We start from the raw sequence: 19,708 nt of genomic DNA, 5'->3' as shown, positions 1-19,708 counted from the left end.
TTCGTGTCGAACCTATTTAGGAAAGGAACGACCGCTATGCGTATACTCATCGTAGAAGACGACCCCTCCATTTTACGCCTTGTGAAAGAAACGTTCGAGGATGCGGGTCATGAGGTGTTGACAGCGACCGACGGGAACACAGGCGAAGAACGTTTCACGATGCAACCAATCGATGCCGCGATTGTCGACATCATGCTCCCAGGGCTTGACGGTCGTGAATTGTGTCGACGACTCAAGTCGACTCTCGATATTCCCGTCATTTTACTAACCGCTCTCGATGAATGGGAGGATAAGCGTCAAGGATTCGTTCATGGGGCAGACGACTATGTGACCAAACCCTTCATCCCTGAGGAGTTACTCTTTCGATTGCAAGCCGTCTCGCGACGTTATCAACGTTCGGCCGCTTCACAAATTCAAGCTGGTCCTCTTCGACTCGATTTAAGAGAATACGAGGTGACGCTTGAGGGTCAGCTGTTCTATCTCCCTAAAAAAGAGTTTGAACTATTATTTCAACTCGCCTCTTTTCCGGGAAGAGTGTATCGTCGTGAGGAGTTAATTGATTTGGTATGGGGATTTGATTTCGAGGGGGATGAGCGAACAGTTGATGTTCATATCAAGCGACTTCGTAATCGGTTCGATCACCCTGCTTTGTCGATTCGAACCGTACGAGGTGTCGGATACTCGCTCGAGGTGAACGGATGAAGACACTCTACACGCGAATCATCGTCACGATGTTCTTGATTTTACTTCTATCCGGAGCCATCTCCCTGTTGATCAGCAATGTGGCTTATTACAAGTGGTGGCAACCTTCCTATAGCGAGAAGACGGAACGGGTCGCCAAAATAGCGGAGTCGTATGTCGAGAACCATACCGATTTAGACTATGATGCCTTCTATACTTTCTTAGCTGCGACCGGATATCAACTGGTCGTCGTGGATGCGACTGACGAACGTCGACGTTTTGGCGGTGCCTTTCGGGATGAGACTATCTCTGACAAGGTGATCCAATCCGTACGGAACGGGTCTCCATATCAGGGAATGCGTGACTTTCCGTTTCATCTCTTCTTGCTCGGATTGTTCGATAACGAACTGACGAACACATATGGATTTACACTTGAAAACGGGGACGTCATCTTTATTCGTCCGGATTTGAGTGCCCAAATCCGCGAGTTACATCTGTTCGTCGGTCTATTTTTCGCACTCGTCACCCTCTTGGCATTTGGCTTGATTGCCATCTCGACAAGGTCCCTGGTCCGCCCGTTACAGACGCTCACGAATGCGACCACATCCGTCGCCATGCGTAAAGCTCCGGAACATCTCCCCGTCGAGCGTCAAGATGAAATCGGAACGTTGGCACGACAATTTCAAAACATGTCAAATGAGATCGATCGTACCGAAGCGAGACAGCGACGATTCGTTTCGAATGTCTCCCATGAATTTCAATCTCCTTTGACCTCCCTAGGTGGCTATGCAGAAAAATTAGCTGACGGTACGGAAGGTGAATCAAGAGAATATGCGCGTGTCATCGAACAGGAGACGAAGCGTCTATCCCAATTGACGAAACAACTGCTGCTTTTATCACGATTGGATGAAAATCCCCCGATTCTCGAGACGAACGTGAATGTGCTTCAATCGGTATCCGAAGTCATTCAAACGAACGCTTTCATTCTTGATCAAAAAGGGATCGCCGTCGTTACCGACATCCCACAAGACGTAGTCTTGAAGAGTGACCCGGTTCTACTCGCACAAGTTTGGAACAATGTATTGATGAACGCCGTTCATGCTTCACATGATGGAGGCACAATTCACATCACCTGTACCGTCGACCCAGGTATCGTCATCTCGGTTACGGATGAAGGGGTTGGGATGGACGACGAGACAAAAGAGCACCTGTTCGACCGCTTCTATCGCGGGGACACGGCTCGAACGACTCAAGGGACAGGTCTCGGTCTTGCCATCACCTCAGATATCATCGACCTACATGGCGGAAACATCACAGTCGAGTCAAACCTCGGAACCGGCACCACGGTTCATCTACATTTTTGATGTCGTTCATATTCTGTTCATATTGATTACGTACACTTCCTTCATCAGCACTTGAAGGAGGTTTTTTTATGCAGTTAGGTTGGAAAGAGATGTGGAGACAGAAAAGAAAGTTTTCCATGTTGTTCGTGATCACATTATTGATTGTCATGTTGACGACACTCATCACAGGGCTAGCAGACGGTCTCGCATATGATAACGGTTCTGCCTTGCACGAATTGAATGCTACGACGTATCAACTTGATCCGGACTCAGAAGGTCAATTGACACGATCGTTTATAGACGTCACAGCGGATACTTCAAACGAAACGATGAGCGTCCGACAGCTCACGGTCACGATTGATGGAAAAAAAGAAGAGGTCACGCTATTCGCCCTTCCAAGTGGAAGTAATATTGGCCCAGGTACTTATCTAGAAACAGGTGAAGTCTTGTTTGACCCAAGTCTTTCAGAACAGCTTGGAACAGGTGACACGTTGACCGACTTTGCGTCCGAATATCGTTTTACGATCGCCGGTGAGGCGCCTGGACGCTACAGTCATGGACCGGTGATTTACACGACGAACGAGACGTGGTTCGATTATTTGGATTACTCCGAACAACGTCCATATGTATCGGCTGAGATTGGAACGGAATCCACGATGTCCAATCCGCTCGTCATGAGTCAACAAGATTTGATTGAGTCGGTTCCTGGATATAGTGCCGAGCAAAGCACATTCACGATGATGCGTGCTTTTCTACTCGTGATCGGAACGTTTATTTTGACCGCATTCTTTTATTTGTTCACGCTTCAAAAGTTACCTGAACTCGGAATTCTGAAGGCAATCGGTCTCTCTCCTCGAATCATAGGACGGGCACTGCTCTTTCAGGTCATCGTCATCGTATCTGCCGCAGTCGCCACATCGATCGGGTTCATGTACGTCGTCGATGCGTTGATTCCATCATCGTTACCGTTTCTCGTCGACTTCGGTCATGTCGCGCTATTCGGATCCATGTTCATTTTCTTATCTGTTCTTGGCGCGTTGTTACCGTTATGGAAACTACGTCAAGTCGACGCAATTGAAATCATAGGAGGAAAAGCATCATGAGGTTAAGCCATGTATCACATCAGTTTGACGGTCAGCTCGTATTGAATGACATCGAGTTAGATGTATCGCCAGGGGAATGCGTTGCCATCGTCGGTCCGAGTGGTAGCGGGAAGAGTACATTGTTATACATCCTCGGTCTATTGCGAAAACCAGATCAAGGAGCATTTTTGATGAACGAACGGGACGTATTCGAATTAGATGAGGAACAACGTCGTCTGTTACGTCTACATGAAGTCGGGTTCGTGTTTCAGCAGGCCCACCTGATTCCCTACTTGACGGTGCTCGAGCAACTTGAGCTGATTCAGGAGAAGAGACAGATGGATGCGAAACAACTATTGACCGACCTCGGCTTAGGACACCGCCTGCATCATCTCCCGTCGACATTGTCGGGAGGTGAAAAGCAACGTGTCGCCGTCGCACGTGCCTTGATCAACTCCCCGCAACTCATTTTGGCAGATGAACCGACGGCGAGTCTTGATTATGAGAATGGACGACGTGTGATGGAGTTATTGGCCAAACAAGCACATGAAGAAGGGAGACGTGTCGTCGTCATCACACATGATGAACGCATGCTCGATGTGTGTGATCGCGTCCTTCGTGTGATTGACGGTACCTTGACCGAGCTCAACAAGGAAGAAGGGCATCACGACCAATTTGATGCAATTGATGAGTGAGCCATCCTCCAAGGCGAATGGCAACAAGGATTGATCCGTTCTCTGAAATGGTCGCCTCTTCGATACTCATCAATCGTTCGATGATATGATTCGATTCGAGTCGAATCCCCGAAAGACAGGAGAGTGCGCGAACGATTTCCTCTGGTCGACATTCGACTAGACGCGCAATCTCTTGTACCTCGGTGAGGAGGCTTGTTTGGTTATATAGAAAATAACGGTCGAGAATAACATCAAATACGAGTCCGATGATTCGTTCATCTCCTTCAATCGTCCACGAGAACGTTACTCCCCGTTCAAGCATCCCCTTTCTGTCGCTCAACACCATTTGTATCATTCGATAGATCTCTGACCTCTCCATATAGATATCCCCACCCTCCTGCTGTTGTCACTCCATCGTATCGTTCAAAATCATGTCTTTCCATGTGCCTTGATTCCTGATATTCACACGATTATGTTCTGTATGCCCTCTCCTTATGTAAGAAAACAGGACCGTATCGATTCGTTTCGGGTACAATAACGTTGAAAGGAGTCGGTATTAATGCAACGAAAATGGAAAATTGGATTGGCATCACTTTTCACAGGCTACTACGCGGTCAGCTACTATGCCTTCAAACGAATGACGCGGGGCAAACGAAAGACTCCGGAGATGTTACTCGCTCCATATACGGACGAAGATCGCAACTTTTATCATGACGTACCGTTCGAGCATGTCTCGATTCAATCTCGTGATGAGTACCGCCTCTACGGGCGTATCTATCGGAATGAGGGGTCAACAAAATGGATTGTGTTCGTACATGGATATACCGCATCACATAGTTTCATGGCCCCTCACCTCGCCATGTTCCATCGTCTCGGCTTTAACCTGCTTGCCGTCGATTTACGTTCACACGGTGAGTCCGAAGGAATTTATGCCTCATATGGTTTCCATGAAAAAGTCGATATGATCGACTGGGTGGACTGGTTGAAGACAGAGGAAACAGTCGATCAAGTCGGGCTTCACGGCGTCTCGATGGGAGCGGCCACCGTCTTGCAGACGACTCCGCTCACGAACGTCGACTTCGTCATCGCAGAATGTCCGTTTGACGATATGAAACAATTGATGCGTTATCAATTGAAAGAGTTACACCATATCCCAGCCGAGCTCATTTTACCGGGAATCGACTATTTCCTTTGGTCTCGTGCAGGGTTCACGATGAGACAAGTCCAACCGAAAAAGGCCGTCACGGAAACGACGACCCCAATCCTATTCGTACATGGTTCAAAAGATGATTTCGTCCCGACGTGGATGTCGGTCGAAATGAATGCATTGAACCGGAAGAACGACTTGGTATTGATCGATGGCGCAGAACATACCGATTGCATGATCAAGGACGCTCCTGCGTATGAGGAGGCGGTCACTCGCTTTTTGCATCGACATGGATTGGACCGGCAATCAAATCAAGTAGCACATGTAACACCATGACCGGCCAAAGGACACCCATCCCTAAATATAGGATACCTAGTCCGAATCCAACGATCCCTGTCGTGAAGACTCCCTTTATCCCTTGATAGGCATGGGCCACACCGAAAAGGGCGCCCCCGATTAAGGCGAGAGTCAAATCCGGGACCTCTATATAGAGGGAGATCGTGTATAGCAGGACTCCTCTGAAAATGAATTCCTCGGTCACGCCTGCAGTGACCGAGACGGCACCCCACGCTTGTTCCTCAGGTTTTGTCCGAGGGAGGAGCAGCTTCTCTAAATCGAGATCATAGTAAGGGCGTAACACATTTCGGAGACGTGCTGAAGTTTTTACCAACAGATAAAAGACGAGCGCCACGGTGACCAGGATGCATGACAAGTAAAAGACTTGCCATGCCTGTTCGTTCCCCGCTTCTGGTCCGAACCTCAATCCGACTTCTGATGGCGGTACTTGAAATAAAAAGATGAGGGCAACAATTAACAAGGTCAGCCCCCATGCCGATTTCACGGTTTGTTCATATACCCATGCCCGTCCTCTCGTTTCAATCAAGGGACGAATCAATTTGGCATTGAAGATTTGAACGATCAGCATGTAGCCGATAATGGCTGTAAAAATCAAACGTTCAAGCATCCATATCCACTCCTGTCCTTCCTCTTAGCTATATGCTACACTATTCGGGTATTGTCTAAAAGCTAGGAGGCGGTATCTTGAAACGTATGATGCTGCGACTGACCGGTTTCATTATTGTGCTCGTGCTTTTGCTCGGGGCAGTCGGCTGGCTCGGTCAACATGATAAAGTGAACAATGGATTGTATCGAACCTATTATGGAGAGAACGGTGTTCCGAACACACATCTGGCCGTCTATCAAGACGCTGCTGAAACATATGACGTGGACTGGCGCCTACTGGCTGCCGTTCACCGTGTAGAGACCATCTTCTCACACAGTTCGTCGATGCGTTCGTCTGTCGGCGCGATCGGACCTTTTCAATTCATGCCCCGTACTTGGCTCGGTTGGGAATATGATACCGATGACCAAAAAGGCGATGTCCCAGAAGACGAAGTGGATTTGACGGACCTTGCCTTGATTGAACAGTATGGCGGACTCGGTCGCGACGGGAACGGCGATGGAAAAGCTGACCCACATAGTCTAGTTGATTCTGCGCACACGGCGGCGTATTATTTAAGTGAACACGGTGGAAAAAAGACAGATTCAGTCACATCCGTCCGAAACGCTATCTTCGAATACAATCGAAGTGAGCAATATGTCAATGATGTCATGACGTACTTCGAGAACTATGAATCAAGCGTGACGTTCATGCCTGATGAGCGTGATACGCTTAGTCAACGAGTTGCTTATTACACGATTCGATATGTCGAGTGGTTTAAATCGCTCGGCTGATGCTTACATGAAAAAGTGAGGAATGGAAATGAACACGCATGTAGAAGAAGTAACCATCCGCGTCAAATCAATCTTCAATGAAGATAAAACGAAACGCTATATGCGAACGTATGAGTTCACCGATGTGGAGGATGGCGTCATCTGCGCCGTCATTATTTACTCGCCGCGGATGAGCGATGCCTTTTTGTCTGGCACGACGACACAGCGTGCTTATATGTTGATGCAAAATCATTTGTCACAACCGATTCGAGAAATGCGGGTCATCAGTCTCGTCCCGACACTCGCCATCAATGACAACCTTCCATACGTGGAGTCTCAACTCGATGAGACGAACTACCATTACGTCGAAGAGACGTTACAAGAGGTAGAAGCAAGCGGCGGGATGATCATCGTCGGTTGGGGGTCTCCAGGTCGCTTGATGCACCACGCGACATCTTACAAATCGCTCTTTGCGGATTATGAAGCGAACATGTATTGCATCGGTACGACAGCAAAAGGCGAGCCACAACAGATTCGAATGGCAAACGAGAATACCGTTCTCGAGGCGTTCAACAACGAATCGGTCAAACCGAAGTTTCGTATCGTGAAAGAAACGAAAAAAGACGACTCTCCGTGAGTCGTCTTTTCATATGCCAATCCAAATGGAAAGACCGAACAGTATGAAGAATATACCGGACCACATGTAATCGGACGGTTTGATGTCAATCCGCTCATAGACGGTCCGTTTTCCACTTGTGAAACCTCTCGCCTCCATGGAGAAGGCGACACGTTCAGCACGTCGGATTGAACCTGCCATCAGTGGAAGAAGTAGTTTCGGGACATGCCGAATCCGCTCCCATTTCGTATCAAGAGGTACACCGCGAAGACGATGCGCGTATTGTAGCTGATGCATCTCCCGTTGCATTAACGGAAGGAAGCGGAATCCGACGAGCGCACTATAGGCAATCGTCGGAGAAAGCCTTGCCTGTTGCATCAAACTCATGACGAAACGTTTCGAATCGGTCGTCAACATAAAGAGGAGCGACAGTACGGTGAATGCCAACACACGTAGACTAAGAGACATGGCGATACGTGCCTCTTCTTTTGAAATGTCTTGACCGAGAAGGGTTACCCACGTCTCTCCCCCAAGCTCCTTCCCAAACACGAGCGTCGTCCAAAACGTCCCGAGTGCCGTGACGAGAAAAGGAATCAAAAACAGGCTCCACTTCTTCCATGAAACGTCCGTCGCCAGTAATTGAATCGTCAACGTACCGACAATGATGACGAGCGGGGTCCACGGGTTATAAAACAAGGCCAGCCCGAACATGATGATCGTCATCGTCCCAAACTTGATCGTCGGATTCATATCATGGAGTGACATCGTTGCCGTCCTCCCGCTAGTCGATAATGACGAAGTCTCTCCGTGTCCCCCCAAAGCTCATCCCCGAATGGTCCTGAGAGTTCCCCATCCTTCATCAAATAGAACGTATGGGCGATATTGGCGAACGATAAGTCATGGGTCACGAACAAGATCGTCTGTCCCTTTGCCGCATGTCGCTTCATCAAAATCTCTAGTGCATGGAGTGACGGCTCATCCTGACCTGCCGTCGGTTCATCGAAGGCAAGCAACTGTTTGTTTGAGAGTAACTGAATCCCGACGGCGAGTCGTCGCTTCTGTCCATGACTGAGTGACAATGGATGGAGGACTCGTTTGTCCTCGAGGGTTAGCTCATCCAATACGACATCAATCGATTTCTCATGACCAAACTGTAGCTCTTGCTCGATCGAGTTCATGAAAAATAAGTGTTCCGGAGATTGGGGAACGAGTCCCACCCGGCGGTCACACTCCGTCAAACTTCGTAAAAACGTCGACTTCCCACTCCCATTTGGTCCCAATATGGCAATCACTTCCCCGATACGAGCTTGAAGGGTCACCCCTTTTAATCGAAATGAGTCACGCACCACCTCGTCGACCACGTAATGCTCGATTGCTTGTCGTGGCGCAGGCGACGGTTTGAATGAAAAATCATCGACCGGCTGAAACGGTTCGTTCCGTACAATCCGTCCTTGGTCGAGTTCGATGTGCCAATCAAAAAAGTCTCCCCACAAGTGCGCGCGATGTTCGACAACGATGACGTTCACGTTGTCTAAGTGATCGAGCCAGTCGACGAATCGATTCGCGGTCACTGGGTCAAGGTGCGTCAACGGCTCATCGAGAAGCAACCATTTTGGTTGTCCAACCATGGCGCAGGCGACGGCAATCCGTTGTTTCTCCCCGCCTGACAAGGAATCGATGAGACGATTTCGGTAATCGGTCAGTTGGAGTGACTCGAGAATCTCCGTCACACGCTGATCGATTACCTCGACCGGTGTCTGCAAATTTTCGAGTGTGAAGATGAGTTCCTCTTCCACCCGTTCCATCACGAACTGCGTGTCCGGGTCTTGAAATACGGTCCCGACCTGCTGATTGATTTCGCCTGGTGCGTATTCGTCGTAAATCCGTCCAAACAGTTCGAGTCTGCCTTCTAGGACTCCATCACAATTCTCTGGATAGAGACGGTTGAACAGCGCGAGCAGGGTCGACTTCCCGCTTCCGCTCGTTCCTGTCAAAATCGTGCGTCCAGGTCGTATGGAAAGTGACACATCTTTTATGATGGTGTCCTGACTTTCGGGGAACCGGAATGAAAGCGATTCTGTCTCAACCATGGACGTTCCCACTCCGAGCGATCGCATAGCCACGAAGTGACCCCGTCTTGAGCAACAGGTCACTGAGTAACTTCCCACCGATTCCTGCGATGACCATGCCGCTGACCGCGCGCAGCCCGAACATCGTCGCCACATATCCTGGTTCAAGCATCGCAAATCCGCTCATGAAGTAGGTATACACGAAACTCGTGACGGCCGAGCCAAATCCAGCTAGCATGAGAACCCATAGCTCATATCGACGATAGCCTGTCATCGCAAAGACAGCTTCAGCCCCAAGACCTTGGACGATGCCGACCAAGATGATGCGTGGTCCGATCGCATTTCCAATCAACATCTCAATCGTCGCTGCCATCACTTCCGAGATAAAGGCAGCACCCGGCTTCCGGATGATGTACGCCGAGATGATCGACACGATGAACCAGATACCGAAAATCCATTCATAGGCGATCGGCCCGATCAATCCCGCCCATAAGTTCCCGATATGGACGAACAGTAAGTAGACGACGGCAAAGACGACAGACAATACGGAGACGAGAACGACCTCTTTCAATTTCCACGATTTAAGCATGTCGTCCTCCATGTGACGGACTGTTCACACTGAACGTCACCGTCATGACGACGTGTCGATTCTTCTCGCGCGTCCGATTGAACGCCGCCTCATAATACGAGAACACATCATCCAAATTCCCATGAATGCCGGATGCGTAGTGCATGGAGTCATTATAGACACCGGCCTGTTTCGCTTGTTCAATTTCATCATAGATGAGATCCATGTAGTTCTCTGCACCCATCGGATAGAGCGCGAATTGTGAAGAGACATACTGTTCTCTTGAGGACCTGTTCAGTTGTTGTGGTGGGGCATCGAGTGCTTCATCCCCTGCCGAATCTCCCGGACATCCGACGGAGAAGGTTCCGCTCATCGAGACATGGCGTCCTTCTTCCGAAGCCAGGCTCAACACGGTCCGTGCGACGTCGAATACGTGCTCGGCACGACCACGGATCACGGTCGATACATCATCCGTATGTCGCCAGACACCCGTCATATTTGTTCCTTTCAATGCCCCTTTGATCGTCCCGATAAAGTCATCTGTCATCGGGCTAAGCGTGAAGCGAAATCCGACAATCTGACTCGTGCCACATGATTCATTCATCTTGTTTCCCCCTCTTTATGTGTTTGCACAAAAAAAGCCGCATTCATGAGAATGCAGCAACAAAATCTATACAAACTTGCATAGAGAAAGTGCCGCACTTCCTCACGCCAGTATTACCTGGATCGAGTTATAAGGGATCGGAGCCATGCTCACATCTCAGCCGAAGCACCCCTAGTGCAGTCATTGATATGCGGTTACTTATGCAGTCACAGTATAGCGATGTTTCGTCAGTTTGTAAACGGTCAATCTTAATAGGTGACGAGTTGGCCATTACCAGGGAGTGGGTCATGGAACGAATCCCATGCCGCTACCATCTCCTTATCCGTCAACAAGCAGGCGTCAAGTGATTGTTCGACCGTCTCCCGGTCCATCCGTTGTCCGATGAGAACCAATTCGTTCTGTCGGTCTCCGTACGGCTCGATGTAATCTTCACGCAGTTCAGGTTCTGTTGCGAACATTGCCTCTCGTTCACTCTCCGGAAGGGTCGCTAACCAACGACCGGCATGTTCGAGCGTCGATGCGTATCCGGCCTGGGAGAAGAGACAGGCAAGGTCGTTCCGTGACGCGATCCACAAGAAGCCTTTGGCACGGACTATTTCTTCAGGATAGTGCTCCATCCAATTCATCAAGCGCTCAGGGTGGAACGGTCGACGACGACGGTAGACGAACGAGCTGATGCCATACTCCTCCGTTTCCGGCGTATGTTCTTCTGCCTCAAGTTCTTGAATCCATCCCGCCGCACGCATCGCCTGATCGAAATCGAACAACTGGACGTCGAGTAGATCGTCTAACGCTACGTCGGAGTATGTTGAAGTCAATAATCGGGCGCTCGGGTTGAGTGTCTTAAGTAGCCCCTTCATCTCCTGCAGTTCCGCTTCAGACACCCGGTCTGCCTTATTCAACACGATGATATCCGCAAATTCGACTTGGTCGACGAGTAGGTCGACGACTTCACGGACATCTCCTGTATCGACGGCTTGTTGACGTTCCATGAGCGATTCACCAGAATTGAAATCTTTGAAGAAGCGGTACGCATCGACGACAGTGACCATCGCATCGATATAGACACGGCTCGTCAAATCGATTCCGAGCGCATCATCGGCATACGTGAACGTCTGCGCAACGGGAATCGGCTCTGAAATCCCAGAAGACTCGATGATGATGCCATCGAGGTCACGATCCTTTGTCAACTCATAGACCGCTGTCAGCAAATCCTCACGTAGGGTACAACAGATGCACCCGTTCGAGAGTTCGACTAATTTTTCATCGGTACGGGAGAAACCACCCTGTTCAATCAATTTCTCATCAATGTTTAACTCGCTCATATCGTTCACGATGACCGCATATTTTTTATCTTCCCGGTTATGTAAGATGTGGTTGAGCAGTGTCGTCTTTCCGCTACCAAGATAACCCGAGAGTACTGTAATTGGAATTCGTTTCATATTGATGAACCTCCATTAAATCGTAATCATTACTTTTTATATATTGAAACGACTGATTCGATTTGTCAACAAAAAAACACGCCACACGGACGTGTTTTGAAAAACATGCTTTTATTCTTCCAACGCTTTTCGTTCTGCTTCCGAGCGGGGATAGGCGTTCGCTTGCCACTCCGCCCGATAGATGGAGTCGAGTTGCGTCAACCCGACCTCATCCTCGTCCTTGTCAGAATCGACACTCGGCACCTCGTCCCATTTTGGGTCGAGATAAGAATGATCTTCTTCCCGCGCTCGATTTTCTTGCAACTTTTGAATCCCCATCTTGACCGCTGCCGCAACTGCCAACCCAATACCTGCTCGAACTAACAGTCGTTTCACCATTGCATGTCCTCCTCAACGCCCAAAGCGATACAGCATGTCCTCCTCAACGCCCAAAGCGATACAGCGGCATCCCTTTCACATCCGTATCCGTGATAAATACCGATCCAGCATCCGGATATTCGGCTAACGCTTCCTCATCCATCCCCTCACGAGCCGTCGTGATGGCCAATCGATTGAGCCCATCCCCGATAAAGGCGCATGATGTAACATTCGGTGCAGGAACGTGAACTTCTAACAGTTTTTCACCGGTTGATGGATTCCAGCGAGACACTTTACCTCCAGCGTAATGCGCGATCCATAAACACCCTTCCGTATCCGATATCATACCATCCGGGAAGCCATCCTCGTCTGCGAAATCGATGACGACCTTTCCATTTGATAACGTACCCGCCTTCAAATCAAAATCATATTGGCGAATCGTTTCAGTCGGTGTATCGATATGATAAAAAACGGAATGGTCAGGAGACCACGTCAACCCGTTCGAAAGTGTGAGCTCATTCATGAGTGTCGTCGTCGTACCATCCCGATCGACACGATACAATGTCGCTTGATTCTCTTTGTCTTCGAGATGAAGCGTTCCGGCGAAGATTCGACCGTATGGATCGGCTTTTCCGTCATTAAACCGCAATTGACCGTCCGGATCATCCAACTCGACAATCTTCTTCAAGTCCCGATTGATCTCATCCCATTCATAAATGCCGTCCTTCAAACCAAGGACAACGCCATCCGTCACTTTCGGAATGACGAAACCGACTTGTTTCCCGACTTCAAACGACGAGATTTCATCCTCACGTTCGTCATACCACCACAATGTATGGCCTTCGATATCTACCCAATAAAACCGCTTCAGCTCGGCATCCCAACACGGACCTTCACCAAGCGTATTTCGTACACGAATCCACAACGACGCATCTACTTTCTCCATCACTTAGCCTCCACTCTATCCATTAGTTCAGAAATCTATTCCCCTCTCGCATGGGGACTATGCATGAATCCAGAAAATCGTGTTGGATTTTCACCGTCGTCCGTTCGTTTTGCTATAGTGAAAGAAACGTAGAGAGGGAGTGAATGGCTTGTCGAAATGGGATGAACGATTTAGTTCGGAAGAGTATGTGTATGGGACAGAGCCAAACGAATTTTTACGCGAATGGGTCACGTTTCATCAACCTGAAAGAAAACGTGTATTGGCCATCGCGGAGGGCGAAGGTCGAAACGCGGTGTGGCTCGCCACGCTCGGCTTTGAAGTCGAGATATGGGACGTTTCTATAGCAGGGATCGACAAAGCGAAACGCTTGGCGACGTCACGAAACGTGTCCATTCAGACGAAACAGATCGACTTGAATGAAGCCGATTGGCCAAACAAGGCGTATGACATGGTCATCTGTATCTTTGGCCACTTTCCTCCACACGTCAGAGAAAAGGTGTTTACGGGTATCCAACAAACGCTTCGACCTGGTGGTTTGTTCCTGAGTGAAGTCTACTCTACACATCAACTCGCTTACGGGACAGGTGGACCAAACGACGCCTCACTTCTTTACACCGAAGAGATGTTCCACCAACTCGATGACGATTTCGTCCCTCTCGTCCTAAACGAGACGGTCGTCTGGCGAGAAGAAGGCACACTCCATCACGGTGAATCCGCAGTGATTCAATATGTAGGACAAAAACGGTAAAAAAAATGGCCTCCCCGAGATTCGAGGAGGCCATTGTTTACTTCGCGCCTTCGACGTTCATATGCTTACTGCGGAGTTGTCCACATGCCGCATCGATGTCTGTCCCGTGCTCGAGACGGACGCCTGTGTTGACGCCACGCTTTTTCAAGATGTCGTAAAACGCCATGATGTCCTCAGGCGTGCTTCGTTCATATTGGATGTGCTCGTTGACCGGGTTATATGGGATCAAGTTGACGTACGACTTGTCTTTGATGTCTTCGATCAAGTCAGCGAGTTCTTCCGCATGTACCGGCAAATCGTTCACTTTCGAGAGCAGGATATACTCGAACGTGATCCGTTTGTTCGTCTTCTCGACGTAGTAACGAATCGATGGCATGAGTTTATCAAGCGGGAACGCCCGGTTGATTTTCATGATGCGAGTACGTAATTCATCGTTTGGCGCGTGTAGAGAGAGCGCCAAGTTGATACGTAGATCAAGGTCTGCGAACTTGTAGATCTTATCCGCGAGTCCGCTCGTCGACACGTTGATCTTACGCGGAGCGATCGCAAGTCCACGCTCATCTTTGACGACACGCAAGAAGTCGACCAAGTTGTCGAAGTTATCGAACGGTTCGCCGATTCCCATGACGACGATATGGCTGACGCGGTCCCCTTCGCCCTCTTCATCGAGGAAATGTTGGACGGTCATGATCTGCTCGACGACCTCAGCAGCCGTCAAGTCACGAGTCTTCTTCAACAAGCCGCTCGCACAGAAGCTACATCCGATGTTACAACCGACCTGAGTCGTCACACAGACCGAACGTCCGTATTTGTGACGCATGAGCACCGTCTCGATGTAGTGCCCGTCATGTAATTTAAGTAAGAATTTGACCGTCCCGTCGCCCGCTTCTTGTTTGACGAACAGTTCTTGTGTTGAGATGACATATTTCTCTGTTAAGTAATCACGCACCTCATCACGTACGTTGAGGTCGTCCATCGATTTGACCCGGTCGATGTAGAGCGAGTCCCAAACTTGACGTGCGTGGAAGGCACCGTATCCCGCTTCCGTACACTCGTTTGTGAGTTGATCGAACGTCAACCCGTATATAGATGATTTCATTGTAATCTGTCCTTTCTCTAATCCGCATACGTACCATTGTAGCGGACGTGAGAGACGGGTGCAACTTACGAATAATCTGGAGGCGTCGGTCGTGTGACGAACTGTTCGAACGCATAAGCGACTCGGATTAAATCACGCTCCGCATAGCTCGTCCCCGTGAACGAGAGTCCGAATGGGGCACCGCTCTTTTTCAAATGATATGGGATTGTAATCGTCGGATGACCTGCTTTTGCAGCCATGTCATAGTTCATGTCATGTGGCAGCACGAGTGCGTCCAGTTTATGTGACGCAAGCAATGTGTCAATCCCTTCCGTTTTCGCGAGACGGACGTCCTCGATGCGTCGGTTGAGATAGTTCGCTTCAGTCAGTTTTCCAGATTTGGCGTTCGCTTCTTCAAAGATGGTCTGGCCGTGCGGAATCGATTCAGGATGTTCTTCGTTCCACTCGATCAAATCGGAAAGCGTTTTAAACGGCACGGTCGTATTGGCAAGATACGCCTCGACCCCGAGCTTGAATTCGTCGAACAGGATGTCCGCCTGATTTAGCGCCTCATGCTTTGGTAGCGTGACCTCGACGAGTTCGACCTCGGCTTGCCGAAGCAATCGGAGCGCCTGTTCATACAATCCGACTTCTTCTTCTGAAATGTCTGGTTTGACGAACCCGACGCGCATCCCGACCGCTTGACGGACATCGAGACATGTCACATAAGGCGGTCCGACTGGAGTTTCCCACGTCGCAGGATCAGCCGAATCTTCACCGCACATTGTCTGTAAGGCGATGACCGCATCACGAAGCGTACGCGCCATCGGTCCCGCCGTATCTTGAGAACGTGAAATCGGGATGATTCCGGAGCGACTGATTAATCCGACCGTCGGCTTGATCCCGACGATGCTGTTATGGACACTCGGATGGACGATTGAACCGCTCGTCTCAGACCCGACTGCGAGAAGCGTGAGGTTTGCCGCGACCGCAGAAGCCGACCCTGAGCTTGATCCCCCGACATCCAACCCGTCGCCGTATGGGTTCATCGTCTGTCCACCGACGTCACTCCAACCGTTCGGCATATTTTCTGTTAAAAAGTTCGCCCACTCGGACAGGTTCGCTTTCCCCAAGATGATGGCGCCGTCAGCCCGCAACCGTTTGACGAGCTCGGCATCTCGAGCGGCGAAATGATGTCGCATCGCGGCAGCACCTGCAGTCGTTCGCATCAGACCGTTCGTCTCGATATTGTCTTTGATTAAGACGGGAATGCCGAGTAGCGGTTTGCGTACCCCTTTTCGGTACGCCCGGTCTGCTGCCTCTGCCTCGAATAGGGCGTCTGGATTGATTTGAATGACGGCATGAAGCCGTTCATTATACGTCGCAATCCGTCCTAAATAATAGGCGGTCACGTCTCTCGCCGTGAATTGTCCTTCTTTATACCCACGATGCGCACGTTCAATCGTCAGTTCATGTAATTGGATTTGTTCCATCATGCATTCCTCCTTTATCTCTCCCCCTTTATTCGTGCTCTATGTCTGATTTCCTTTTCGTATCGCCAAGTCGATGTGTTCTTGATACACTTAAGAAAAAACAGGAGGTCCCAATGACTCGCTCCTATGTCTTTGTGCTGCTTGCCGTATTCGGCCTATTTTTCTTACAGCTATACGGTGAAAATGTGCCTTATGGTACGCTCATTTCCATCGGCTTGATTGGATTCATCTTCGTCTTGACGGTTTTTCAGTTGAAACGAAAACCGAATCATTGACGAATGTATTTTGAGGGTGGTATGATGCTCTCACCAACTACATATCGATATCAAGAGTGAACGAGAGATCTGGCTCCGCGACTTCACAGCAACCTGCCTTAGGCAAGGTGCTACGACCAGCAAGGGAAACCTTGGACGATATGACGAAAGCGCTCATGTCATCCGACGTGAGCGCTTTTTTGTTGAATGACGATTTGGAGGGAACGACAGTATGGAAAAAGCAACATTCGCAGGCGGCTGTTTTTGGTGCATGGTGACGCCATTTGAAGAATTACCAGGGATTGAAGGTATCGTATCCGGCTATATGGGCGGACAGGTTGACAATCCGACATATGAACAAGTGAAAACAGGGACGACGGGGCACCTCGAGGTCGTTCAAATCACATATGATCCATCTCTTTTCTCATATGAGCGTCTTCTCGAGCTATATTGGATTCAGACAGATCCGACGGACGATGAGGGGCAATTCCAAGACCGAGGGCCACAGTATGCACCAGCCATCTTCTACCACACGGAAGAACAACGAATCTCGGCTGAGGCGAGTCGCGATGTGTTGGAGGGGAGCGGACGCTTCACGGCTCCGATCGTCACGAAAATCATTCCGGCGACGACGTTCTTCGCTGCAGAAGACTACCATCAGGATTATCATAAAAAAAATCCGAAGCATTACAAGGAAGACCGAGCGATCTCAGGACGTGACGAGTTCATCGAGGAGAACTGGACCGAGACGGTATGATCTTCAATGGACGCGAATTCAATGATTCGCGTCTTTTTATAAGCTCATGAATCGGGAAAAGGAATGTAATGATTCAAACATCCGATAAGGAGGATTCATATATGAAGACTCGTACAAAAATCATCATCGGAATCATCGGTGTCGCCATCCTCGCCATCGCCTGGTGGCTGATTTCCCCACTATTTTTAACCGAGACGGTCGACGAAGGATTGCCGCCGACAGCTGTCGAATCACCGTCTCCAGAAGAAGAGACGGAGGAAGATTCAGCCGAGACACCTGACGCACAACCGAGTCCAACCGAAGTGGTGGGTGTGTTCATGGACGGGGAGAAAAACTATGAGACGACCGGCACAATCCACTCGGTCGAGACAGAAGACGGGACGTACCTCCGATTTGAAGAGTTCGAGACGATGAACGGTCCTGACTTATTCGTCTATTTGACGAAACCAGGACAAGAGACGACCCAAGGCGTCAGTCTAGGAGCGTTAAAAGGAAACATCGGGAATCAAAACTATTTGATCCCTAAGGATGTGAATCTAGAAGAGTACAATACCGTTGTCATCTGGTGCCGTGCGTTTAGCACGACGTTCGGGACGGGAGAACTGACTGGATCAAGTGAATGAACAGACTGAAGGGTGGCTGAATGAATCGGCCACCCTCTTTTCAATTGAAATTGCCTAAAAAAATAAAGACCAATCATCCAACCTCAAATGAGAACATGCTATCATATATGTAAATAAGTGTAATTCAATTGAGGAGATACGAATATGGAGCAGACATTGACACAACCGTACAAACACTACTTTCGGAAACGTTTCTTTCTATTCTTCATTCCAATGATGGTGGTCGGCATATTATCCGAACCGATGATCATTCGGAATCCATTCGAAGAGCTCGAAGACTATGGGGCATTCGTATTATTCTTAGGAATTTATATCCTAGTACTCGGTGGATGGGCAGCGTTTATGACGTCGATGATGTGGCGGCACAGACAATTAAAATAAAAAAGTAATCATTTTATATTGGTACTTGATATTTTTTAATCAATAGTCCACTGTGAACGCTAGAACAAAATTGACAGTTTTTGATTTTTACCATTTTACACTACTGCCGAAGAATCTGAATCCCGGTAGAGTCGTTGAGGCTAGATTATCTGGAGTAAATAGATTTGGTGGAAAAATTAGTTCGACACATCAATATTTATCAAATATATCAGCAAAACTTCAAAGCGACTCAAATCTCTACAGCTCTAAAGATATAAGACAGACAGTATATAAGTACTTGAAAATAACGTATGAAGACGCCCTACATGAATTTGACGAAAATACATGTTCATAAAAGAAGAAACTCAACATATACCGGTACTGGATCATAGCATGGTTAGGGGAGTACGCTCTACTTCTATAATGGGCATCCTTCTGAAATCGTATATGAACAGAATCACCTCAACGCAATCAACGAGAAAACAGGTGAGGTCAAGATGAGTCAAAGCGTTTCCGTGTTAAAACAGGACTTTCATCAGCTTCGTCAGGCCGAGACTACCGACGCCCTCCCACAAATTTTGAGAGAGGCCGAAATTGCCTCTTAGACGTTTATCGTATTTCTAGGTGCCATCATGAACCATGAGCGTTCCGAATGAAACTCAAAGAGTTTGGAGAGGCGAATGAAGTTGGTCCGATTCCCTTTCTTCAAATTCCTCTAAGACTTCAATCTGGAGGAATAGACTGCACTGACCGCACGGCAGCTGAGGCAATTGAAGCAGTTGAAACAGCTAAACTGGATCGAACAACCATCCAAAAGTGAAAAGTTCTCTGGCAAGTCAAAGATTCAGTTGAAAAGACTGAGGGATTTGGTTCGGACCTTGTCATCATCGATGACCTGACGTATATGGTCATTGGCCAACGAGAAGTCAATCTCTTCTTCCATCTCGTCAATCACCTTTATGAACGTAGTTCGATCATCCTAACCTCGAACAAAAGCCCCAATCAATCGAAGTAATGATTGGAAAACAGTGCATCACGACTGCGAAACTGGACCGCCTACTTCAGCGTATCGAAATCATGCATAGCGATTAAGAAAGTAATCAGTCACATTTAAATTGAATGATCCAAAAAGCGTCTTTTAGTATTAACTTAT

25 protein-coding genes and 2 riboswitches are annotated in these 19,708 nt (G+C 48.7%); of the genes, 14 read left to right on the top strand and 11 right to left on the bottom strand.

Features of this window, described 5'->3' with window-relative positions; translation table 11 throughout:
• The first annotated feature begins 36 nt into the window (after positions 1-36).
• The 4 genes from KOG47_RS06135 to KOG47_RS06120 all read left to right on the top strand — a co-directional run bounded on the left by KOG47_RS06135 (position 37) and on the right by KOG47_RS06120 (position 3,801).
• Positions 37-702, top strand: coding sequence for a response regulator transcription factor (locus KOG47_RS06135; protein ID WP_215243904.1), 666 nt, complete (start codon positions 37-39; stop codon positions 700-702).
• Positions 699-2,045 (top strand): sensor histidine kinase, encoded by a 1,347-nt coding sequence (locus KOG47_RS06130; RefSeq protein ID WP_215243903.1) that lies wholly within the window; start codon positions 699-701, stop codon positions 2,043-2,045. The genes KOG47_RS06135 and KOG47_RS06130 overlap by 4 nt, the downstream gene beginning before the upstream one ends.
• Positions 2,046-2,113: 68 nt before the next feature.
• Positions 2,114-3,127, top strand: coding sequence for an ABC transporter permease (locus KOG47_RS06125; protein WP_214781214.1), 1,014 nt, complete (start codon positions 2,114-2,116; stop codon positions 3,125-3,127).
• Positions 3,124-3,801: an ABC transporter ATP-binding protein gene (locus KOG47_RS06120; RefSeq protein ID WP_215243902.1), complete on the top strand. Its 678-nt coding sequence runs from the start codon at positions 3,124-3,126 to the stop codon at positions 3,799-3,801. The genes KOG47_RS06125 and KOG47_RS06120 overlap by 4 nt, the downstream gene beginning before the upstream one ends.
• Here KOG47_RS06120 and KOG47_RS06115 read toward each other — a convergent pair.
• A complete protein-coding gene (locus KOG47_RS06115) occupies positions 3,752-4,102 on the bottom strand; it encodes a hypothetical protein (protein WP_196430769.1) in 351 nt (116 codons plus the stop codon). The genes KOG47_RS06120 and KOG47_RS06115 overlap by 50 nt on opposite strands.
• A 237-nt stretch (positions 4,103-4,339) precedes the next feature.
• Here KOG47_RS06115 and KOG47_RS06110 point away from each other — a divergent pair, with 237 nt between their 5' ends.
• The gene (locus tag KOG47_RS06110) at positions 4,340-5,263 is read left to right on the top strand and encodes an alpha/beta hydrolase (protein WP_159562356.1); all 924 of its coding nucleotides are present in this window, start codon (positions 4,340-4,342) and stop codon (positions 5,261-5,263) included.
• On the opposite strand, the gene KOG47_RS06105 is transcribed toward KOG47_RS06110, so the two are convergent.
• Complete coding sequence (locus KOG47_RS06105; RefSeq protein WP_215243901.1) at positions 5,196-5,891, bottom strand: CPBP family intramembrane glutamic endopeptidase; 696 nt, start codon at positions 5,889-5,891, stop codon at positions 5,196-5,198. The genes KOG47_RS06110 and KOG47_RS06105 overlap by 68 nt on opposite strands.
• A gap of 86 nt (positions 5,892-5,977) precedes the next feature.
• Here KOG47_RS06105 and KOG47_RS06100 point away from each other — a divergent pair, with 86 nt between their 5' ends.
• Together KOG47_RS06100 and KOG47_RS06095 are read left to right on the top strand one after the other, a co-directional pair.
• Positions 5,978-6,661, top strand: coding sequence for a lytic transglycosylase domain-containing protein (locus KOG47_RS06100; RefSeq protein WP_230872907.1), 684 nt, complete (start codon positions 5,978-5,980; stop codon positions 6,659-6,661).
• 28 nt (positions 6,662-6,689) lie between these two features.
• Complete coding sequence (locus KOG47_RS06095; protein WP_012726384.1) at positions 6,690-7,277, top strand: DUF1643 domain-containing protein; 588 nt, start codon at positions 6,690-6,692, stop codon at positions 7,275-7,277.
• A 9-nt stretch (positions 7,278-7,286) separates the two neighbouring features.
• Here KOG47_RS06095 and KOG47_RS06090 read toward each other — a convergent pair whose 3' ends face one another.
• The 7 genes from KOG47_RS06090 to KOG47_RS06060 all read right to left on the bottom strand — a co-directional run bounded on the left by KOG47_RS06090 (position 7,287) and on the right by KOG47_RS06060 (position 13,242).
• On the bottom strand, positions 7,287-8,021 hold the full coding sequence (locus tag KOG47_RS06090) for an energy-coupling factor transporter transmembrane component T family protein (RefSeq protein WP_159562359.1): 735 nt from the start codon (positions 8,019-8,021) through the stop codon (positions 7,287-7,289).
• Positions 8,003-9,373: an ABC transporter ATP-binding protein gene (locus tag KOG47_RS14830; protein ID WP_276551136.1), complete on the bottom strand. Its 1,371-nt coding sequence runs from the start codon at positions 9,371-9,373 to the stop codon at positions 8,003-8,005. Before KOG47_RS14830 ends, KOG47_RS06090 begins: the two co-directional genes overlap by 19 nt.
• Positions 9,339-9,914, bottom strand: a complete 576-nt coding sequence (locus KOG47_RS06080) for an ECF transporter S component (protein ID WP_012726387.1) — start codon at positions 9,912-9,914, stop codon at positions 9,339-9,341. The genes KOG47_RS14830 and KOG47_RS06080 overlap by 35 nt, the downstream gene beginning before the upstream one ends.
• A complete protein-coding gene (locus KOG47_RS06075; RefSeq protein WP_215243899.1) occupies positions 9,907-10,497 on the bottom strand; it encodes a Ykof family thiamine-binding protein in 591 nt (196 codons plus the stop codon). Before KOG47_RS06075 ends, KOG47_RS06080 begins: the two co-directional genes overlap by 8 nt.
• 82 nt (positions 10,498-10,579) lie before the next feature.
• A riboswitch (TPP riboswitch) is annotated at positions 10,580-10,680 on the bottom strand.
• A gap of 65 nt (positions 10,681-10,745) precedes the next feature.
• Positions 10,746-11,939, bottom strand: a complete 1,194-nt coding sequence (locus tag KOG47_RS06070) for a GTP-binding protein (RefSeq protein WP_215243898.1) — start codon at positions 11,937-11,939, stop codon at positions 10,746-10,748.
• Between the two features lie 111 nt (positions 11,940-12,050).
• Entirely contained in the window at positions 12,051-12,317 is a 267-nt protein-coding gene (locus tag KOG47_RS06065; protein ID WP_012726390.1) for a hypothetical protein, read from the bottom strand.
• 43 nt (positions 12,318-12,360) lie between these two features.
• Positions 12,361-13,242: an SMP-30/gluconolactonase/LRE family protein gene (locus KOG47_RS06060; protein WP_215243897.1), complete on the bottom strand. Its 882-nt coding sequence runs from the start codon at positions 13,240-13,242 to the stop codon at positions 12,361-12,363.
• Positions 13,243-13,381: 139 nt separating this feature from the next.
• Here KOG47_RS06060 and KOG47_RS06055 point away from each other — a divergent pair, with 139 nt between their 5' ends.
• Positions 13,382-13,990, top strand: coding sequence for a class I SAM-dependent methyltransferase (locus tag KOG47_RS06055; RefSeq protein WP_260563536.1), 609 nt, complete (start codon positions 13,382-13,384; stop codon positions 13,988-13,990).
• A gap of 37 nt (positions 13,991-14,027) precedes the next feature.
• On the opposite strand, the gene rlmN is transcribed toward KOG47_RS06055, so the two are convergent.
• Positions 14,028-15,089 (bottom strand): dual-specificity RNA methyltransferase RlmN, encoded by a 1,062-nt coding sequence (gene rlmN / locus KOG47_RS06050; protein WP_215243895.1) that lies wholly within the window; start codon positions 15,087-15,089, stop codon positions 14,028-14,030.
• Between the two features lie 65 nt (positions 15,090-15,154).
• Positions 15,155-16,561, bottom strand: coding sequence for an amidase family protein (locus tag KOG47_RS06045; protein ID WP_251131811.1), 1,407 nt, complete (start codon positions 16,559-16,561; stop codon positions 15,155-15,157).
• Positions 16,562-16,674: 113 nt separating this feature from the next.
• Here KOG47_RS06045 and KOG47_RS06040 point away from each other — a divergent pair, with 113 nt between their 5' ends.
• The 6 genes from KOG47_RS06040 (at position 16,675) to KOG47_RS14820 (ending at position 19,570) form a co-directional block, all read left to right on the top strand.
• Positions 16,675-16,836, top strand: coding sequence for a hypothetical protein (locus KOG47_RS06040; protein WP_215243893.1), 162 nt, complete (start codon positions 16,675-16,677; stop codon positions 16,834-16,836).
• A 44-nt stretch (positions 16,837-16,880) separates the two neighbouring features.
• Positions 16,881-16,980, top strand: a riboswitch (SAM riboswitch).
• Positions 16,981-17,047: 67 nt separating this feature from the next.
• A complete protein-coding gene (gene msrA / locus KOG47_RS06035; RefSeq protein WP_215243892.1) occupies positions 17,048-17,572 on the top strand; it encodes a peptide-methionine (S)-S-oxide reductase MsrA in 525 nt (174 codons plus the stop codon).
• A 101-nt stretch (positions 17,573-17,673) separates the two neighbouring features.
• The gene (locus tag KOG47_RS06030) at positions 17,674-18,195 is read left to right on the top strand and encodes a DM13 domain-containing protein (protein ID WP_215243891.1); all 522 of its coding nucleotides are present in this window, start codon (positions 17,674-17,676) and stop codon (positions 18,193-18,195) included.
• 144 nt (positions 18,196-18,339) lie between these two features.
• Positions 18,340-18,576 (top strand): hypothetical protein, encoded by a 237-nt coding sequence (locus tag KOG47_RS06025; RefSeq protein ID WP_215243890.1) that lies wholly within the window; start codon positions 18,340-18,342, stop codon positions 18,574-18,576.
• Between the two features lie 631 nt (positions 18,577-19,207).
• Positions 19,208-19,375: a hypothetical protein gene (locus tag KOG47_RS14825; RefSeq protein WP_276551135.1), complete on the top strand. Its 168-nt coding sequence runs from the start codon at positions 19,208-19,210 to the stop codon at positions 19,373-19,375.
• 84 nt (positions 19,376-19,459) lie between these two features.
• Positions 19,460-19,570, top strand: coding sequence for an ATP-binding protein (locus KOG47_RS14820; protein WP_276551134.1), 111 nt, complete (start codon positions 19,460-19,462; stop codon positions 19,568-19,570).
• Positions 19,571-19,708 lie beyond the last annotated feature (138 nt).

This window comes from Exiguobacterium sp. s121, assembly GCF_018617245.1.
Taxonomy (GTDB): domain Bacteria; phylum Bacillota; class Bacilli; order Exiguobacteriales; family Exiguobacteriaceae; genus Exiguobacterium; species Exiguobacterium profundum.
The sequence above is the reverse complement of the archived record's forward strand: the minus strand, read 5'-3'. Positions and strand labels throughout refer to the sequence as shown.

What these genes read in the sequence shown, in the direction of transcription:
- KOG47_RS06130 (WP_215243903.1), top strand. Translation starts at nt 699, where the DNA reads ATGAAGACACTCTACACGCGAATCATCGTCACGATGTTCTTGATTTTA.
- KOG47_RS06065 (WP_012726390.1), bottom strand. Translation starts at nt 12,317, where the DNA reads ATGGTGAAACGACTGTTAGTTCGAGCAGGTATTGGGTTGGCAGTTGCG.
- KOG47_RS06110 (WP_159562356.1), top strand. Translation starts at nt 4,340, where the DNA reads ATGCAACGAAAATGGAAAATTGGATTGGCATCACTTTTCACAGGCTAC.
- KOG47_RS06080 (WP_012726387.1), bottom strand. Translation starts at nt 9,914, where the DNA reads ATGCTTAAATCGTGGAAATTGAAAGAGGTCGTTCTCGTCTCCGTATTG.
- KOG47_RS06100 (WP_230872907.1), top strand. Translation starts at nt 5,978, where the DNA reads ATGATGCTGCGACTGACCGGTTTCATTATTGTGCTCGTGCTTTTGCTC.
- KOG47_RS06125 (WP_214781214.1), top strand. Translation starts at nt 2,114, where the DNA reads ATGCAGTTAGGTTGGAAAGAGATGTGGAGACAGAAAAGAAAGTTTTCC.
- KOG47_RS06120 (WP_215243902.1), top strand. Translation starts at nt 3,124, where the DNA reads ATGAGGTTAAGCCATGTATCACATCAGTTTGACGGTCAGCTCGTATTG.
- KOG47_RS06040 (WP_215243893.1), top strand. Translation starts at nt 16,675, where the DNA reads ATGACTCGCTCCTATGTCTTTGTGCTGCTTGCCGTATTCGGCCTATTT.
- KOG47_RS06135 (WP_215243904.1), top strand. Translation starts at nt 37, where the DNA reads ATGCGTATACTCATCGTAGAAGACGACCCCTCCATTTTACGCCTTGTG.
- rlmN (WP_215243895.1), bottom strand. Translation starts at nt 15,089, where the DNA reads ATGAAATCATCTATATACGGGTTGACGTTCGATCAACTCACAAACGAG.
- KOG47_RS14820 (WP_276551134.1), top strand. Translation starts at nt 19,460, where the DNA reads ATGGTCATTGGCCAACGAGAAGTCAATCTCTTCTTCCATCTCGTCAAT.
- KOG47_RS06060 (WP_215243897.1), bottom strand. Translation starts at nt 13,242, where the DNA reads ATGGAGAAAGTAGATGCGTCGTTGTGGATTCGTGTACGAAATACGCTT.
- KOG47_RS06075 (WP_215243899.1), bottom strand. Translation starts at nt 10,497, where the DNA reads ATGAATGAATCATGTGGCACGAGTCAGATTGTCGGATTTCGCTTCACG.
- KOG47_RS06070 (WP_215243898.1), bottom strand. Translation starts at nt 11,939, where the DNA reads ATGAAACGAATTCCAATTACAGTACTCTCGGGTTATCTTGGTAGCGGA.
- KOG47_RS06115 (WP_196430769.1), bottom strand. Translation starts at nt 4,102, where the DNA reads ATGCTTGAACGGGGAGTAACGTTCTCGTGGACGATTGAAGGAGATGAA.
- KOG47_RS06025 (WP_215243890.1), top strand. Translation starts at nt 18,340, where the DNA reads ATGGAGCAGACATTGACACAACCGTACAAACACTACTTTCGGAAACGT.
- KOG47_RS06095 (WP_012726384.1), top strand. Translation starts at nt 6,690, where the DNA reads ATGAACACGCATGTAGAAGAAGTAACCATCCGCGTCAAATCAATCTTC.
- KOG47_RS14830 (WP_276551136.1), bottom strand. Translation starts at nt 9,373, where the DNA reads ATGCGATCGCTCGGAGTGGGAACGTCCATGGTTGAGACAGAATCGCTT.
- KOG47_RS06090 (WP_159562359.1), bottom strand. Translation starts at nt 8,021, where the DNA reads ATGTCACTCCATGATATGAATCCGACGATCAAGTTTGGGACGATGACG.
- KOG47_RS06105 (WP_215243901.1), bottom strand. Translation starts at nt 5,891, where the DNA reads ATGCTTGAACGTTTGATTTTTACAGCCATTATCGGCTACATGCTGATC.
- KOG47_RS14825 (WP_276551135.1), top strand. Translation starts at nt 19,208, where the DNA reads ATGAAACTCAAAGAGTTTGGAGAGGCGAATGAAGTTGGTCCGATTCCC.
- msrA (WP_215243892.1), top strand. Translation starts at nt 17,048, where the DNA reads ATGGAAAAAGCAACATTCGCAGGCGGCTGTTTTTGGTGCATGGTGACG.
- KOG47_RS06030 (WP_215243891.1), top strand. Translation starts at nt 17,674, where the DNA reads ATGAAGACTCGTACAAAAATCATCATCGGAATCATCGGTGTCGCCATC.
- KOG47_RS06045 (WP_251131811.1), bottom strand. Translation starts at nt 16,561, where the DNA reads ATGGAACAAATCCAATTACATGAACTGACGATTGAACGTGCGCATCGT.